Raw genomic sequence first — 15,097 nt, 5'->3', positions numbered from 1 at the left:
ACCTTTAATGTATTACTCGTAGGACAAATTATTCAGGGGGTATTCTTGAAATGAAAAAGAACAAATTATGGCTGCTTACTTTCCTTACTATCGCATTGTTAGCATTCGTCACAGCATGCGGAAACAGCAGCTCAAGCGGAGATTCAAAAGACAGTAAAGGAAATGCTTCAAACAAAGATGAGGCATCAGGTTCCATTACCATCTCAGGATCATCTGCGATGCAGCCTTTAGTTCTTGCGGCAGCAGAAAAATTCATGGATAAACATCCAAAAGCCGATATTCAAGTACAAGCCGGCGGTTCAGGAACAGGACTTTCTCAAGTTTCAGAAGGATCTGTACAAATTGGTAACTCAGATGTATTCGCTGAAGAGAAAGACGGAGTCGACGCAAAAGCTTTAAAAGACCACAAAGTAGCAGTTGTTGGAATGGCCGCAGCTGTAAACCCTGAAGTGGGTGTCAAAGACATCACAAAGGACGAATTGAAAAAAATCTTCACTGGTAAAATCAAAAACTGGAAAGAGCTTGGCGGGAAAGACCAAAAAATCACGCTTGTTAACAGACCTGATTCTTCAGGAACACGTGCAACATTTGTGAAATATGCACTTGATGGTGCAACACCTGCAGAAGGAATCACAGAAGATTCTTCAAACACAGTGAAAAAGCTGATTGCAGAAACACCAGGTGCGATTGGATACCTAGCATTCTCTTATTTAACAGATGACAAAATTACACCGCTTAGCATTGATGGTGTGAAACCAGAAGAAAGCAATGTAGAAAGCGGTAAATATACAATTTGGGCATACGAGCACTCTTATACAAAAGGTGAGCCGGAAGGTCTAGCAAAACAATTCTTAGATTACCTTATGAGTGATGAAGTACAAAAAGAAATCGTCAAAGACCAAGGCTACATCTCAGTCTCTAATATGAAAGTAGAAAGAGACGCAACAGGCAAACAATCGGATAAGTAAGAGGTCTTGAATTGCTGATGAAGGAAAAGTGGAGCATTTCACTTTTCCTTTTATGACATTCATAGGAGTGTAGAAAAAGATGAAGCAGATAGAACATACAGAAGCGAGCGATCGGCTGATCAGCTCGAAGAAAAATAGGCAAATGGATGAAGTAAGAGGAAGTATTTTGGTGAAATTCTGCGCATTCTTAATGATTGCAGTATCCATCGCCATCACAATATTCCTTGGCATTAAGGGTTTACAATCTTTCATCGTAAATGGTGTAAGCCCAATTGAGTTCTTAACCAGTATCAATTGGAACCCAACAGCAGAAAACCCGGAGTACGGCGCATTTCCTTTTATCTTTGGATCGATCGCCGTCACGCTTCTATCGGCACTTATTGCAGCGCCGCTAGGCATAGCAGGAGCGATCTTTATGACCGAAATTGCACCTGCATGGGGCCGGAAAATTCTCCAGCCAGTCATTGAATTGCTTGTAGGGATTCCATCCGTTGTTTACGGATTCATAGGTCTTACAGTATTGGTGCCGTTTATCGGACATTTCAAGTCAAGCGGCTCAGGGCACAGTGTGTTAGCAGGAACGATTGTCCTGTCTATTATGATTCTGCCAACCGTTACATCTATTGCAACTGATGCAATGGCTTCCCTTCCAAAAAGCTTACGTGAGGGATCCTATGCACTTGGCGCTACAAGATGGCAAACGATTAGACGTGTGCTTGTACCGGCAGCTCTTCCAACATTAATGACAGCAGTCGTTCTTGGAATGGCAAGAGCATTTGGTGAAGCCCTTGCCGTTCAGATGGTCATTGGAAACACGCGTAATTTACCAGAGAGCATTATGGATACAGCTGGTACATTAACAACCATTATTACGTTAAACATGGGTCACACAACGTATGGAAGTGTTGAAAACAATACACTTTGGTCAATGGGTCTTGTCCTTCTAGTTGTATCGTTTATGTTCATACTCATTATCAGATACTTGTCGTCTAGGAGGAAGATTTAATGAATAGCAAAATGACCGATCGTTTTGCCACGTTTGTTTTTGGATTATGTGCCGCCATTATTACGGCGATCCTAATTGGTTTGTTTTCTTATATCATCTTCAACGGTGCAAAAGAATTAAATTTTGACTTTTTGACAACCCGCTCAAGTGCAATTGGCTCTGGCGGCGGTATTAGGGATCAGCTGTTTAACTCGTTTTACATTTTGTTTATAACAATGTTGATCACAGTACCACTTGGTGTCGGCGGTGGAGTGTACATGGCTGAATATGCGCCTCAAAACAAAGTCACTGATTTTATTCGCACATGTATTGAAGTGTTGTCTTCACTTCCTTCTATTGTCATTGGTATGTTTGGTTTACTCATGTTTGTCAATTTAACAGGCTGGGGCTATACGATCATCGGAGGAGCTCTTGCGCTCACGGTATTTAACTTGCCAGTGATGGTCAGGGTGACAGAAGACGCGCTTCGCTCTGTACCGAAGGACCAAAAGGAAGCATCACTTGCGCTCGGTGTGACGAAATGGCATACAGTGAAGACAGTCCTGATTCCAGGTGCGATTCCTTCTATTATTACCGGTGCGATTTTAGCATCAGGAAGAGTCTTTGGGGAGGCAGCAGCGCTTCTTTTCACAGCAGGTCTCACCACACCGCGTCTTGATTTTACAAACTGGAGTCCATTTTCTGATACGTCACCGCTGAATATTTTTAGACCGGCAGAAACATTAGCCGTTCATATATGGAACGTCAATACACAAGGAATCATTCCAGATGCAGAGGCCATTGCAAATGGTGCATCAGCCGTACTTGTGCTTTCAGTTTTAGTATTTAACTTAGCAGCTAGATGGCTTGGTTCATTTATTCATAAAAAGCTTACGTCAAAATAATGTGAGAGAGGTGTGAAGGGGATATGGTTCAAATGCTAGCAGAAAAAAAAGAGATTGCAGCAAAAAAGGCTCCACTTCAAGCGGAACAGATTTTACAGGTGCAGGATTTAAGCATTTATTATGGTGAAAAAAGAGCGGTCAATCACATTTCATTTGAAATTGAGAAGAACGCAATTACCGCATTAATCGGCCCATCTGGCTGCGGGAAATCAACCTTTTTACGCAGCATTAACCGCATGAACGACTTGATCCCAGGTGCGAGAAGTGAAGGTGCGATCATGTACGAAGGACTCAATATTTTGGATGACCGCATTAATGTGGTGAATTTAAGAAGAGAAATCGGCATGGTTTTCCAAAAACCAAACCCATTTCCTAAATCGATCTACAATAACATTACCCATGCGTTAAAGTATGCGGGTGAAAAAAGAAAATCAGTGCTTGATGATGCGGTAGAGGAAAGCTTAACAAAAGCGGCGCTGTGGGATGAAGTCAAAGATCGTCTGCACCGCTCGGCTTTGTCATTATCCGGCGGTCAGCAGCAGCGCCTTTGTATTGCGCGTACACTTGCGATGAAGCCCAGCGTTCTTTTGTTAGATGAACCTGCTTCTGCCCTAGACCCGATCTCAAATGCAAAAATTGAAGAGCTATTATCAGATTTGAAAAATGATTATTCGATCGTCATTGTGACACACAACATGCAGCAAGCGTTACGTGTATCTGATCATACGGCCTTTTTCCTGAACGGTGATCTAGTAGAATATGATGCCACTGAACGTATCTTTACACGTCCTGCGCAGCAAAAAACAGAAGACTATATCAATGGTCGATTTGGATAAGGCGGGTGGATTTTGATGAATGCAGTAGCAACTGAAACAGCAAAAAAAGAAGTGTTTCGTGTGAATGATATGAACCTTTGGTACGGACAGCATCACGCACTGAAGCATATTGATTTAGACATTAAAGAGCATGAAGTCACAGCAATTATCGGTCCGTCAGGCTGCGGAAAGTCAACGTTTATCAAAACCTTAAATCTTATGGTCAAAACAGTGCCAGGTGTGAAAATCACCGGAGATATGATGTATAACGGCGACAATATTTTAAAAGGCCGCGTTGATCTAGTGGAACTGCGTAAAAACGTCGGGATGGTCTTTCAAAAAGGAAACCCATTCCCTCAGTCTATCTTTGATAATGTCGTCTACGGACCAAGAATTCATGGCGTGAAGAGCAAGCAGCAATTGAAAGAAATCGCTGAAAAAGCGCTTCGTGATGTTGCCCTTTGGGATGAAGTGAAAGATCGATTAAATGCACCAGCATTAGGTCTTTCCGGCGGTCAGCAGCAGCGTCTTTGTATCGCAAGAGCTATTGCTACAAGCCCAGACATTTTACTAATGGATGAACCAACATCAGCGCTTGATCCTGTCTCAACATTAAAGATTGAAGAATTAATTATGAAATTAAAAGAGAAATACACGATTGCCATTGTGACGCATAACATGCAGCAAGCGGCGAGGGTATCAGATAGAACAGCCTTCTTTTTAATGGGAGAGCTTGTTGAGGTCAATGATACGAATGTGATGTTCTCAGAGCCAAATGATCAAAGAACAAATGATTATATATCTGGTCGATTTGGATAATAAAACCCCCTGGAGGTCAGCGCCGCCAGGGGGTATTGTTGTTATTTTGTTAAGGCTTTGACGATTTGTTTGAACGTCATCCCTGTTTTTAAATTGAACTTGCCTGCACGAATTTCTTTATGGTAGCCGGCGTCAATCACGTAATCATTAAAATCTTTAGACGAGTTGATAATTCCGTCTTTTTCAAGCATGTCTGAAACGTCACTTGTGCTCATCCCGTTTTTAATAACAAATTTGACCGATTTGCCTTTAGGCTTGTCCGATGTTTCTTTATCATTTTTAGAATCGCCGTCTTCATTTGCTTTCAGTGCTTTTTCTTTATAATCAAGAAGCTGCTGATATGTTTCACGGCTGACAGAGACTTCTTTTTTAGAGTCTAAATAGTTTTTCACATCGGTGTCTGTTACTTTCGCTGCGAGCGTTTCTTTTGTGGTTGTATCAGCCGCCGCTTCATCTTTTCCAGTGAGGAAAAAAACGATCGCCAGAACACCAGTTGCAAGAATCATACCTGCCGCAAACGTTTGGATGCTTTTTTTCGTCATACAAGCACCTTCTCATTGTCTTTAATGATCATGTTGACCTCATCTACAGATACATGCTCAGCGCGCGCAATGGCCTCAGGAGACATGCCATTTTGATGCTTTGAAATGATTTGTCTTGCGATAGATGGATCAATTTCTGAATGTTTGCGGACGACAATGTTTGTTTCAAGCAATTCTTCTTCAAGAACCTTCATTTTCTTTTTCAGTTTATAGATTTCTTGCATTGCAGATAGTTGAAGTGTTTCAAGTTCCTGCTCGACTTCTTTAATCGGCTCTCTTTGAAAATATGAGAATGCGATCAGTACGATACTGACAACAAGCAATCCGATAATTGCAATTTCCATGTTTCATCACCTTTTATTCATATTTTAATGCTGAAAGCCATAAAAGGCTTTCATGATTGTTTCAGACAGTTTTCGACCCTTCTTTTTTATACCATAAAAAAGCTAGTTTCAAAAGGAATTGCTGAAAAAATCACCTTTTTTTCATCTTTTTTCTTTTTATATGAAAAACGAGTATGAAAATCTTGCTCGCTGTCAAAATAAAAGAGGGTTTCTCATGTATACAGTACGACAAAGATTGAGGTTTTATAGGGGAGCAGGCTATTTTTCATGAATTGACCGTGCGATATGGATCAGAACGTGGAGGGATTGCACTGAAATTCAAATTGGTGAAAAAACATTCTAGCATTCCTAAGCTAGAAGTGGTATTATAGTTAGGTCTGAATGTGAATTGATTTTAGTTTGGAGGGAAAAACATGCGCGTAAATATTACTCTAGCTTGCACTGAATGCGGTGAGCGTAACTATATTACTAAAAAGAATAAGCGAAACAATCCAGATCGCGTTGAATTCAAAAAGTATTGCTCACGTGATAAAAAACAAACTTTACATCGTGAAACAAAGTAAGCAGCAGGGAATTTTCCTGCTGTTTTTTTATGATGGGAGATGATCTGTGTGAAAAAGGAACTTCGCTTTCAAACATTAGCCAAGCTGGACCAGATGAGTGCCGAAGAATTCAAGCGAAGCACCGCTTTACTTCATGAGCGCTTGTTTCAACTGCCAGCATGGAAACAAGCGAATACGGTTGCACTTACCATGTCTAGAGGAAAAGAGGTACCGACAATGCCTCTCATTGAAAAAGCATGGCGGGAGGGGAAAACAGTATGTGTACCCACCTGTTTTCCGGAAACAAAAGAGATGACGTTTTATAAATATACACCAGAAACGAAAATGATCTCCCGCTACTTTGGGCTATTGGAGCCAGATCCTCTGACGTCGGCAACTGCATCTAAAGAATCAATCGATTTGATCATTGTGCCTGGTGTGTGCTTCGATCGAAAAGGCTACCGTATCGGATATGGGGGCGGCTATTATGACCGCTACTTAGCTGACTATCACGGCGAAACGCTTGCCCTTTGTTTAACAGTACAGCAAACCGAGCATATTCCGGCTGAAACGCACGACATCCCGGTCTCAATCATGGTCAGTGAGAAAGGTACCATATATCTAAAATAAAGTCCGCTGCATATACATATGAACGGGCTTTTTTTGTTGAGCGAAGGTGCTTGCTTATGATCAAAAGTCACATGCACGATAGCGATCAACATTCTTCATTAAAAGGCATTTTAGCTGACGGGGGATATGTTTTGAAAAAATTTCGTGGAAAGAAAAGATACTTCCGTAATATGTGGGAGGAAGTGAATACTTGTGACTTAAAACTTGATCGTGATTTATGGTTTTATTTTAGGCATACGCACCTTGATTTTTTTGGAGTCGGGGAAAATAGCTATAAAATAAGAAGAGAGCATATCAAAGCTCATATCGCTTTATATCATAGGCGTGTAAAACAGCTTGAAAGCTTTAAAAGCCATACCAAACTTGGATTTGTATTCACGAACATGACCCTGGTTTAGACGCTGTATATGTTCATACACCAAATCCATACGACAGTTACTTCCCGCACAAGGTGGAGGAGTTAGAGCAGAATTGTAAGCTGCCTCATACTTTCAAGGATTTAATCGAACTTCATCCATTTGATGTTTCTTATGATCAATCAGAGTGCGGAGAGGTCTATTATATTCAATCAAAAGAACAAGGGATTAGATTGTGAAGGCCTCTTTATGAAAGGAACCTTTTAAGCGATAAAAACGATGGTTCATGCATAAACAAATCCTATTTAAGCCACGATACGAACATAGGAGGGAATATGATGAATAAAATGATTTGGAGCATTGTGTTCACACTGTTTGCATTCGTTCTCGTGCAAAATCGTTATCGGCTCATGAATTTGGTTTTAGGGCAAAATCAAGTCCGGCACTTTTTGATTAAATGGCTGATGAAAATCCCATATTTTCGGACGAAATTTATTCGCCAAGCATTCTAATCCCGCAAAAGCCGGGATTTTTTTGTTTAGAAATGCGGATAAGAACGATTCTTGCTATAATAATGTAAAAAATGGAGCGCGAATGTATGAATGTCATAGATAGTTTATTTTGGCGAGTTGTTGATGAACTTAGACAAAAAGGATACGAGATGATTCAAAGTCCGTACCCAGAAGATGAAATATTTTTTGAAGCACCACGAAACTCAGGTTATGATCTCATCCGTCTATATAGAAAAGATGTGAATTTCAGGCAGGAGATCGTTCGAGATATCGAAGAGCAAACATATCGGATCAATCAGCTGAGAGAAGCTATGCGTAAACGATCTCTTCATCTCCTGCAGCTGCAATTTACAACTGATGTTCCAGTAGATGATTGGGAAGACCTAAACGGTCAGCCGCAAAAAGAGAATAAGGTGACAGTTACTCCTGTATTACTCAATGCAGACACGCTTCAAAACGATGTAAACGAACTGCAAAAATGGCTGAATACATCGCTTGCAGTTGATGTAGAAGAAGCGAAGAAAGATACAGCTGAGGATGCAATGCAGCTGAAAAGGAACGTGCTTCAGGCATTTGATGATCAGGAAAAGCAGCGTGAACGAGAATTGGCCGTTTTTCAAAATGGCAGACCCATTTTCACCTACTTGCTGATCGCTGTCCAAGTGGTGATGTTTCTTTTACTTGAGCTGTCAGGCGGAAGTACCAATACCGCAACTTTAACAGCATTTGGTGCTAAAAATAATGTGCTGATTTTAGAGGGTGAATGGTGGCGCCTGATGACACCAATGTTTTTACATATTGGCTTGACGCACTTACTCTTTAATACTTTTGCTCTTTGGTCCGTTGGAGCGGCTGTTGAGAGAATTTATGGGTCGGGAAGATTTTTGCTCATCTATTTGATTTCCGGCATTTTTGGCTCTATAGCGAGCTTTGTGTTTAATACGGCAATTGCTGCCGGCGCATCTGGCGCGATCTTTGGCTGCTTAGGCGCACTGTTATATTTAGCCATCTCAAACCGAAAGCTTTTCTTTCGGACGATGGGGACAAATATTATTGTCATTATCCTCATCAACCTAGGAATAGGCTTCACTGTATCAGGTATTGATAACGCAGGGCATCTTGGCGGCCTGGTTGGCGGTTTTTTCACGGCATTAGCTGTCCGTCTGCCTAAACAGATCCAGCCTGTCAAAATGCTTCTTGCGAGTGCTGCTTTGCTCTTTATTGGTGGTTTTGGATTGTATACAGGGTTTCATTCTGACAATCAAAAGGAAGCAGCGGCAACAAGTGAGGCAGCAAGTTTATTTGATGAGAAAAAGTATAGCGAAGCAAGTGAACGACTAGAGGAATATGTGCACGATAAAGATGCATCAGCTGAGGCACTTCATATCTATGCACTATCGGAAGCGCAGCAGGGCCAACTTGATAAGGCTATTCAATTTTTACAAAAGTCGCTTGAAAAAGATCCAGATGATCCAAATAAACTGTATCATTTATCGCTTTTATACGTAGAAAAAGGAGAGACAGCGAAAGCAGAGGATCTATTAGCGAAAGCGTTAAAACAAGATCCTCAAAATGATCAATTTTTAAAGCTGAAACAATATATCGAAAATAGTCAAACACGTTGAATGACTTGACTGAAAGCGCATTTATGAATACGCTTATCCTATCTGTTGATGAAAAGAAATGGTGGAAACAATGAAAACGTTATATGATGTACAGCAGCTGCTCATGAGATTTGGAAATTATGTGTATTTCGGAGATCGTGAAGTAGAATTAGAATTTATGGCAGACGAATTGAAGGAAATGTATACAGCGGGCATCATTGACCGGACCGAATGGTCAAACGCAATGACGATTCTTCAAATGGAGCTAGCCAAATTAAATCGAAAAACAATGTGAAGGTGGAGGGCATATGACAGGGGATTGGTTTGTAGGTATTGATCTTGGCGGTACGACAATTAAGCTTGCGTTCATTAATCTATATGGTGAAATTCAGCATAAGTGGGAGATTCCTACGGATAAATCCGGGCAGACGATCACAGTCGATATTGCCAAATCAATTGACCATAAACTGGTTGAGATCAGTATGCCGAAATCAGCACTTATTGGGATCGGAATGGGTGCACCTGGACCTGTAGATAAAGTATCTGGCATTGTCTATAAAACAACGAATCTGGGCTGGACAAACTACCCCTTGAAAGATCACCTAGAGGCAGAGACGGGACTTCCATCTGTCATTGAAAATGATGCGAATATTGCTGCACTCGGTGAAATGTGGAAGGGTGCAGGCGATGGCGCAAAAAATATCCTGATGGTCACACTTGGAACAGGGGTTGGCGGCGGCATCATCGTCAACGGTGAAGTTGTTCAAGGGGAGACAGGTGCTGGCGGAGAAATTGGCCATATTTGTGCCGTTCCATTTCAAGGAGCACCGTGTAACTGCGGAAGAACAGGCTGTATTGAAACGATTGCATCTGCAACTGGCATCGTCCGGATTGCAAAGGATAAATTAGAAACCGAGCAGCATACATCTTCACTTGGCAAGCTCGCTTCGCTATCGGCAAAGAATGTATTTGAAGCGGCAGAAAATGGAGATGATCTTGCAATGCGTGTCGTAGAAGAAGTGACGACACATCTTGGACTTGTCCTAGCGAATCTTGCTAGTGCTTTAAACCCAACAAAAATTGTAATTGGCGGCGGTGTTTCAAAAGCAGGTGAGCTTCTTCGCAGTAAAGTAGAGCGCATTGTGAAACAACATGCTTTCCCGCCTTGCGCTGACGATGTTGAAGTGGTAATTGCATCACTCGGAAACGATGCGGGTGTTATCGGCGGTGCATGGATGGCAAAAAACAAATGGCTGTCTTGAACAAAAAAGTCATAATGATGTCATTTTTATTAAAAAAAGCGATAGATAGGCATGAAATTGGATGTTTAGCATATTCATAAGTTTGTCATGAGGAAAAAGACATTGATTTTCCATCATATACAGGATAAGATATACTTTAGTTATTTTTCTAGAAGCACCAATAATTAGGGTATATCTAGAGCCTGGGTGCGCGCTTAGCATAAGGAGGTTACAATGCGAAAGAATAGATTAAAGGCGATTTCATTTTTACTGATTGCGACATTGCTGATGTGGGTCAAAACCTATGTTATCTATAAATCTAGCTTCAATATTAAAATTGAAAATTTCATGCAGGAGTTTATCCTGTTTATAAATCCGCTTAGCTTTCTCTTGTTTATCTTCGGTATCGGTTTATTTTTCAAAGAAAAAAATCGCAATCGATACATCATCGTGACAAGCTTTATCCTAACATTCGTTTTGTTAGCCAACATTGTGTTTTATCGATTCTATAGTGATTTTCTAACCATCCCCGTCCTATTTCAAACAAACAATATGGGTGACCTTGGGTCCAGTATTACCTCTTTAATTGAACCAGTCGATTTACTGATGTTTGTTGATATCATCATTTTAATTTGGCTCTATAAAAAACAGCCTTCCTTTAGAACAGATGTCACCGTTTCACGAAAAGAACGAGCAGCATATTACTTATTTGTGGCAGCTACATTTTTCTTTAACCTTGGTTTAGCTGAAACAGAAAGACCAGAACTGCTTACTCGCTCATTTGACCGTGAGATGCTGGTGAAAAATATCAGCTTATATAACTTCCATATTTATGATGGGGTATTGCAATCGAAGCAGTCCGCCCAACGAGCTCTTGCTGACAGCAATAGCTTAACTGAAATTGAAAACTATGTAAGCGCAAATCAAACGGACCGTAATGAAAAGACATTTGGTCAAGCAAAAGGACGAAATGTCATTCTTGTATCACTTGAATCTACACAGAGTTTCGTGATCAATGAAAAATTAAACGGGAAAGAAATTACTCCGTTTTTAAACAAATTGATCAAGAAGAGCTATAACTTTACTAATTTTTATCATCAAACAGGTCAAGGGAAAACATCTGATTCAGAATTTATTGTAGATAATTCTCTTTATCCACTTGGAAGAGGGGCTGTGTTCTTCACAAATCCAAGTAATGAGTTTACAGCGACACCTGAGCTGTTAAAGGATGAGGGCTACCACTCTTCTGTTATTCATGCGAATAACAAAAGCTTCTGGAACCGTGACCTTATCTACGATAGCTTTGGCTACGATAAGTTCTTTGATATTAAATCATTTGATGTGAATGAAGAAAACTCAGTTGGCTGGGGACTGAAAGATGGTCCGTTTTTTGAGCAGTCCGCTGAATTAATGAAATCGATCCCGCAGCCTTTCTATACGAGATTGATTACATTAACGAACCATTTCCCTTTTGATTTAGATGAAGAAGATAAGCTCATTGATGAATATGATTCAAAGAGCAAAACACTGAACAAGTACTTCCCTACAGTGCGTTATCAAGATGAAGCCCTTAAGCTTTTCTTTAAGAAGATGAAGGAAGCTGGGTTATACGATAACTCCATTTTTGTTTTGTATGGGGATCACTACGGAATTTCTGAAAACCATAACGAAGCCATGGGACAATTCTTAAATAAAGAGATTACGCCATTTGAAGAAGTGCAGCTTCAAAAAGTCCCGTTTGTTGTACACATTCCAGGGGTAACGGATCAACATCCAAAAGAAATTGATACGGTAGGCGGTCAGGTCGATATCCGTCCAACTGTACTCAATCTTCTAGGGATTGATACAAGTAAACAAATTCAATTTGGTCATGACCTTTTATCAAAAGATACGAATGACTTTACAGTACTCCGTGATGGAAGCTTTATTACGAAGGACAGCATTTTTACAGATGGTGTTTGCTACAATAAAGAGACAGGCGAGCCAGCAGATGATAAAAATGTGTGTCAGTCTTATGAAGAGAAAGCGAAGCAGGAGCTTCAATTCTCTGATCAAATCATCTACGGAGATCTCCTTAGATTTTATGATCGAAACAGCCCGGACCATTCACCATCCAAAAAAGAAGGTGAAACGGAGCTGAAAAAGGCGTCCTAATAGATGAAAAACCTCTGCTATTTTAGAAGCAGAGGTTTTCTTTTTTTGTCTGACGGCTCATATAGTATGAGAGGAGGGATGTAAATGAAGACAACGTCGTTTGGAAAAATTGAATGGCAGCTGGATGAAACAGGGAGGGATGCTGTGGCAAAGCAGCTTGGTATTGGTAAAGCTGCTTTTCATTTATCTAATCAATCAAGCACTGATAACCTTCTTTTACCGGGATATAGACTTCCAGAAGGAGTCCATGTATTTGATTCGATAGGTGATGTGCAGAGATTTATTGCACCTTACAGACTGCAGCAATCCGATGATTGGATTAATGGAACATTTGAATATGATAGCGCTCGATTAGAAGAAGAGCTGAGCCGCTTGAAAGCCGTATTTCCTTTTCTTCATATCAGCGTTATTGGCCATTCAGTGCTTGATACACCTATTTATGAGATCCGAACAGAGCCTGTTCAGCATTTACATTCTATTCATCTCAATGCCTCATTTCATGCAAATGAATGGATCACGACGTCTGTTTTATTAAAATGGTTGAAATCGCTTTGCTTAGCAGCGTCAGATCCGGTTCAGGCAAGACATTATGAAGCGGTTCATATCCTGCAGACCACCGCTTTATCCATCGTGCCAATGGTCAATCCAGATGGAGTGGATTTGGTTCGTAATGGACCGGAGTCACTAGGTCTTCATCGTGAAGAATTCACACTGCTAAACGAGGGATATTCCGATTACCGGGAATGGAAAGCAAATATTCGAGGGGTGGATTTAAACAATCAATTCCCTGCTTATTGGGAGATCGAGTACTATCGTCATCAGTCGAAGGCACCGTCCTACCGGGATTATCCTGGGCGCGAGCCATTAACAGAACCAGAAGCGAAAGCGATGGCCAATCTTGCGTTGCGAAAACGATTTGACCGGCTGATCGCCCTTCATACACAAGGAGAAGAGATCTATTGGGGGTTTCTTGGCCATGAGCCAGCCATCTCAAAAGAAACGGTCAAACGATTCGAACGAGTGAGCGGCTACAAACCGGTCCAATATCTCGACAGCTATGCAGGCTATCGCGATTGGTTTATTTATCAATTTCATAGTGAGGGCTATACAGTCGAGCTTGGTCTAGGGAAAAATCCTCTTTCCATGGATCAATTTGATTCGATCTATGAAAAAACAAAGCGGCTTTTGTGGGAAGCGTGTAAGTGTTAAAAGCACCTGTCTGGTGCTTTTTCATATTTTGAGAAAATCAATTGCTTATGGTCAATAAAAACAATGTTGAAGCAATTGACGAAGGCCTCCTTGTAAGCTATTGTGAAAGATATGGATGTAAAAAAAAGGATATGATTTAGGGAGATGTCGACCATTGAGTGCTCAAAGCCTGTGGAAAAGAAATTTTACTTATTTATTTGTTTCTAAAATGTGCAAAATTACGGCTGATAGTTTATCTTTCAACACCATCTTGTGGCTTTTAGTACTAGGAGGGAAAGGGGCCATAGGGACAGCTTTTTTTATTGCAGTCAGCTTTGTTCCTCAAGCGATTGTTGGACCATTTATTACGCCTATGATGAAGCCGCATCAATTGAAATTTTGGATGTGTTTTGCTGATTTAACACGAGGAGCGATTATCCTTGTGATCGTGGTTAGTTACTTTTATGGTTTCACACCATTAGTCCTCATCATTGGCTGTATGCTGCTGCATTCGGCGACAGGAGGCTCCTATGAACCGGCATCTGTATCGATTATCCCAAAGCTTGTTCATGAGGACCTCATACAAAAAGCGAATGCAACGATCCAATCAGCAAGTCATGTAGTAAGACTTGTGACGGTCACGATTTGTGGTGTCATGATTGCGTTTGTAGGCGTAGGTTATACAATGCTTGTGATCATTCCTCTTTACCTTTTGTCCGCTTTATTGGTGTTCATGATTTCATATCAAACAGAATTCATCATCGATAAAGCCAAAAAAGGGTTATCTTACGGCAAAAGATTAATTCGAGGTTTTTCACTTGTTAAAAGCCATCATATTTTGTTTCCATTAGCGATTTTTTGTGTCTGCTCAAACTTTGCTGCGGCACCATGGGAAGCATTGTCTGTTATTTATTTAACGGAAGACTTACATAGTGGACCGGTCGTCTATTCGTTCATCAAAGTCACTACCGCACTAGGGGCATTTTTGATGGGATTTGTTTTGACAAAGATAAAAGTGAATCGGTATGGATTGCTGTTTATAGGTGCTGGGATTGTTGATGGAATTGCCTTCTTTATCACAGGTATGAACGCATTGTTACCACTTGTGTTTATATCAGCTTTTGCTTTAGGAGCAGCCATTAGTGCAGTTAACGTACCCGAACATACGATGATTCAATTGTCAGTTAAGGCAGAGGATCAGCCGCAAGTGTATGCGATCATTAACATGATTTCCTATTTGATGATTCCGTTAGGCGCCCTCATTGGCGGTTATATGGCAACCCTATTTGGATCTGGGTATGTCATTGCGGCTGGCGGTATCATTGAAGCTGTTTCAGGTATATGCCTGCTTCTGTTTACAAAGATCGGGAAGGTAGAGAGAGCGGATTTGACGATAGAACGAGACAAACCTGCCGTAAACGCAACGTAAGCATGGCATGATTGAATGAGGATAGGTTACAATGAGGACGAGAAAACATGAGAATTTAATTGA

At 40.8% G+C, this 15,097-nt stretch carries 17 protein-coding genes; 15 read left to right on the top strand and 2 right to left on the bottom strand.

Translation table 11 applies throughout. From position 1 onward, the window contains the following. The first annotated feature begins 50 nt into the window (after positions 1 to 50). The 5 genes from MHB67_RS11480 to pstB (MHB67_RS11460) all read left to right on the top strand — a co-directional run bounded on the left by MHB67_RS11480 (position 51) and on the right by pstB (MHB67_RS11460) (position 4,492). Positions 51 to 968 (top strand): phosphate ABC transporter substrate-binding protein, encoded by a 918-nt coding sequence (locus MHB67_RS11480; RefSeq protein ID WP_024422995.1) that lies wholly within the window; start codon positions 51 to 53, stop codon positions 966 to 968. Between the two features lie 79 nt (positions 969 to 1,047). Beyond that, the gene (gene pstC / locus MHB67_RS11475) at positions 1,048 to 1,974 is read left to right on the top strand and encodes a phosphate ABC transporter permease subunit PstC (RefSeq protein WP_024422994.1); all 927 of its coding nucleotides are present in this window, start codon (positions 1,048 to 1,050) and stop codon (positions 1,972 to 1,974) included. Then, complete coding sequence (pstA, locus tag MHB67_RS11470) at positions 1,974 to 2,858, top strand: phosphate ABC transporter permease PstA (protein ID WP_024422993.1); 885 nt, start codon at positions 1,974 to 1,976, stop codon at positions 2,856 to 2,858. The genes pstC and pstA overlap by 1 nt, the downstream gene beginning before the upstream one ends. Before the next feature lie 32 nt (positions 2,859 to 2,890). After that, on the top strand, positions 2,891 to 3,694 hold the full coding sequence (gene pstB / locus MHB67_RS11465) for a phosphate ABC transporter ATP-binding protein PstB (protein ID WP_169510668.1): 804 nt from the start codon (positions 2,891 to 2,893) through the stop codon (positions 3,692 to 3,694). Positions 3,695 to 3,709: 15 nt separating this feature from the next. Beyond that, the gene (gene pstB, locus MHB67_RS11460) at positions 3,710 to 4,492 is read left to right on the top strand and encodes a phosphate ABC transporter ATP-binding protein PstB (RefSeq protein WP_024422991.1); all 783 of its coding nucleotides are present in this window, start codon (positions 3,710 to 3,712) and stop codon (positions 4,490 to 4,492) included. Between the two features lie 41 nt (positions 4,493 to 4,533). Here the strand turns inward: pstB (MHB67_RS11460) and MHB67_RS11455 are convergent, their stop codons facing one another. Together MHB67_RS11455 and MHB67_RS11450 are read right to left on the bottom strand one after the other, a co-directional pair. Next, positions 4,534 to 5,034, bottom strand: coding sequence for an endolytic transglycosylase MltG (locus MHB67_RS11455; protein WP_024422990.1), 501 nt, complete (start codon positions 5,032 to 5,034; stop codon positions 4,534 to 4,536). Further along, the gene (locus MHB67_RS11450; protein ID WP_024422989.1) at positions 5,031 to 5,378 is read right to left on the bottom strand and encodes a hypothetical protein; all 348 of its coding nucleotides are present in this window, start codon (positions 5,376 to 5,378) and stop codon (positions 5,031 to 5,033) included. The genes MHB67_RS11455 and MHB67_RS11450 overlap by 4 nt, the downstream gene beginning before the upstream one ends. A gap of 413 nt (positions 5,379 to 5,791) precedes the next feature. On the opposite strand from MHB67_RS11450, the gene rpmG reads away from it, so the two are divergent. The 10 genes from rpmG to MHB67_RS11400 all read left to right on the top strand — a co-directional run bounded on the left by rpmG (position 5,792) and on the right by MHB67_RS11400 (position 15,034). Next, the gene (gene rpmG / locus MHB67_RS11445) at positions 5,792 to 5,941 is read left to right on the top strand and encodes a 50S ribosomal protein L33 (protein ID WP_008360061.1); all 150 of its coding nucleotides are present in this window, start codon (positions 5,792 to 5,794) and stop codon (positions 5,939 to 5,941) included. Between the two features lie 48 nt (positions 5,942 to 5,989). Continuing rightward, the gene (locus MHB67_RS11440; RefSeq protein WP_342492524.1) at positions 5,990 to 6,550 is read left to right on the top strand and encodes a 5-formyltetrahydrofolate cyclo-ligase; all 561 of its coding nucleotides are present in this window, start codon (positions 5,990 to 5,992) and stop codon (positions 6,548 to 6,550) included. Between the two features lie 56 nt (positions 6,551 to 6,606). Then, complete coding sequence (locus MHB67_RS11435) at positions 6,607 to 6,948, top strand: hypothetical protein (RefSeq protein ID WP_234107219.1); 342 nt, start codon at positions 6,607 to 6,609, stop codon at positions 6,946 to 6,948. A 296-nt stretch (positions 6,949 to 7,244) separates the two neighbouring features. After that, complete coding sequence (locus MHB67_RS11430; RefSeq protein WP_162176177.1) at positions 7,245 to 7,418, top strand: hypothetical protein; 174 nt, start codon at positions 7,245 to 7,247, stop codon at positions 7,416 to 7,418. 86 nt (positions 7,419 to 7,504) lie between these two features. Then, positions 7,505 to 9,043 carry a rhomboid family intramembrane serine protease gene (locus tag MHB67_RS11425; protein WP_342492523.1) on the top strand — a complete coding sequence of 513 codons (1,539 nt, stop codon included), beginning with the start codon at positions 7,505 to 7,507 and terminating at the stop codon, positions 9,041 to 9,043. Positions 9,044 to 9,113: 70 nt separating this feature from the next. Further along, positions 9,114 to 9,317, top strand: a complete 204-nt coding sequence (locus MHB67_RS11420) for a YqgQ family protein (RefSeq protein ID WP_025092967.1) — start codon at positions 9,114 to 9,116, stop codon at positions 9,315 to 9,317. Positions 9,318 to 9,330: 13 nt separating this feature from the next. Then, complete coding sequence (locus MHB67_RS11415) at positions 9,331 to 10,284, top strand: ROK family glucokinase (RefSeq protein ID WP_024422986.1); 954 nt, start codon at positions 9,331 to 9,333, stop codon at positions 10,282 to 10,284. 213 nt (positions 10,285 to 10,497) lie between these two features. Beyond that, positions 10,498 to 12,417 carry an LTA synthase family protein gene (locus tag MHB67_RS11410; protein WP_024427981.1) on the top strand — a complete coding sequence of 640 codons (1,920 nt, stop codon included), beginning with the start codon at positions 10,498 to 10,500 and terminating at the stop codon, positions 12,415 to 12,417. An 84-nt stretch (positions 12,418 to 12,501) separates the two neighbouring features. Then, positions 12,502 to 13,626 carry a M14 family metallocarboxypeptidase gene (locus MHB67_RS11405; protein ID WP_342492522.1) on the top strand — a complete coding sequence of 375 codons (1,125 nt, stop codon included), beginning with the start codon at positions 12,502 to 12,504 and terminating at the stop codon, positions 13,624 to 13,626. Between the two features lie 154 nt (positions 13,627 to 13,780). After that, positions 13,781 to 15,034, top strand: a complete 1,254-nt coding sequence (locus MHB67_RS11400; protein ID WP_133744200.1) for an MFS transporter — start codon at positions 13,781 to 13,783, stop codon at positions 15,032 to 15,034. Positions 15,035 to 15,097 lie beyond the last annotated feature (63 nt).

The sequence above is a fragment of the Bacillus sp. FSL H8-0516 genome (assembly GCF_038635285.1).
Classification (GTDB): Bacteria; Bacillota; Bacilli; order Bacillales; family Bacillaceae; genus Bacillus; species Bacillus safensis.
The sequence above is the reverse complement of the archived record's forward strand: the minus strand, read 5'-3'. Positions and strand labels throughout refer to the sequence as shown.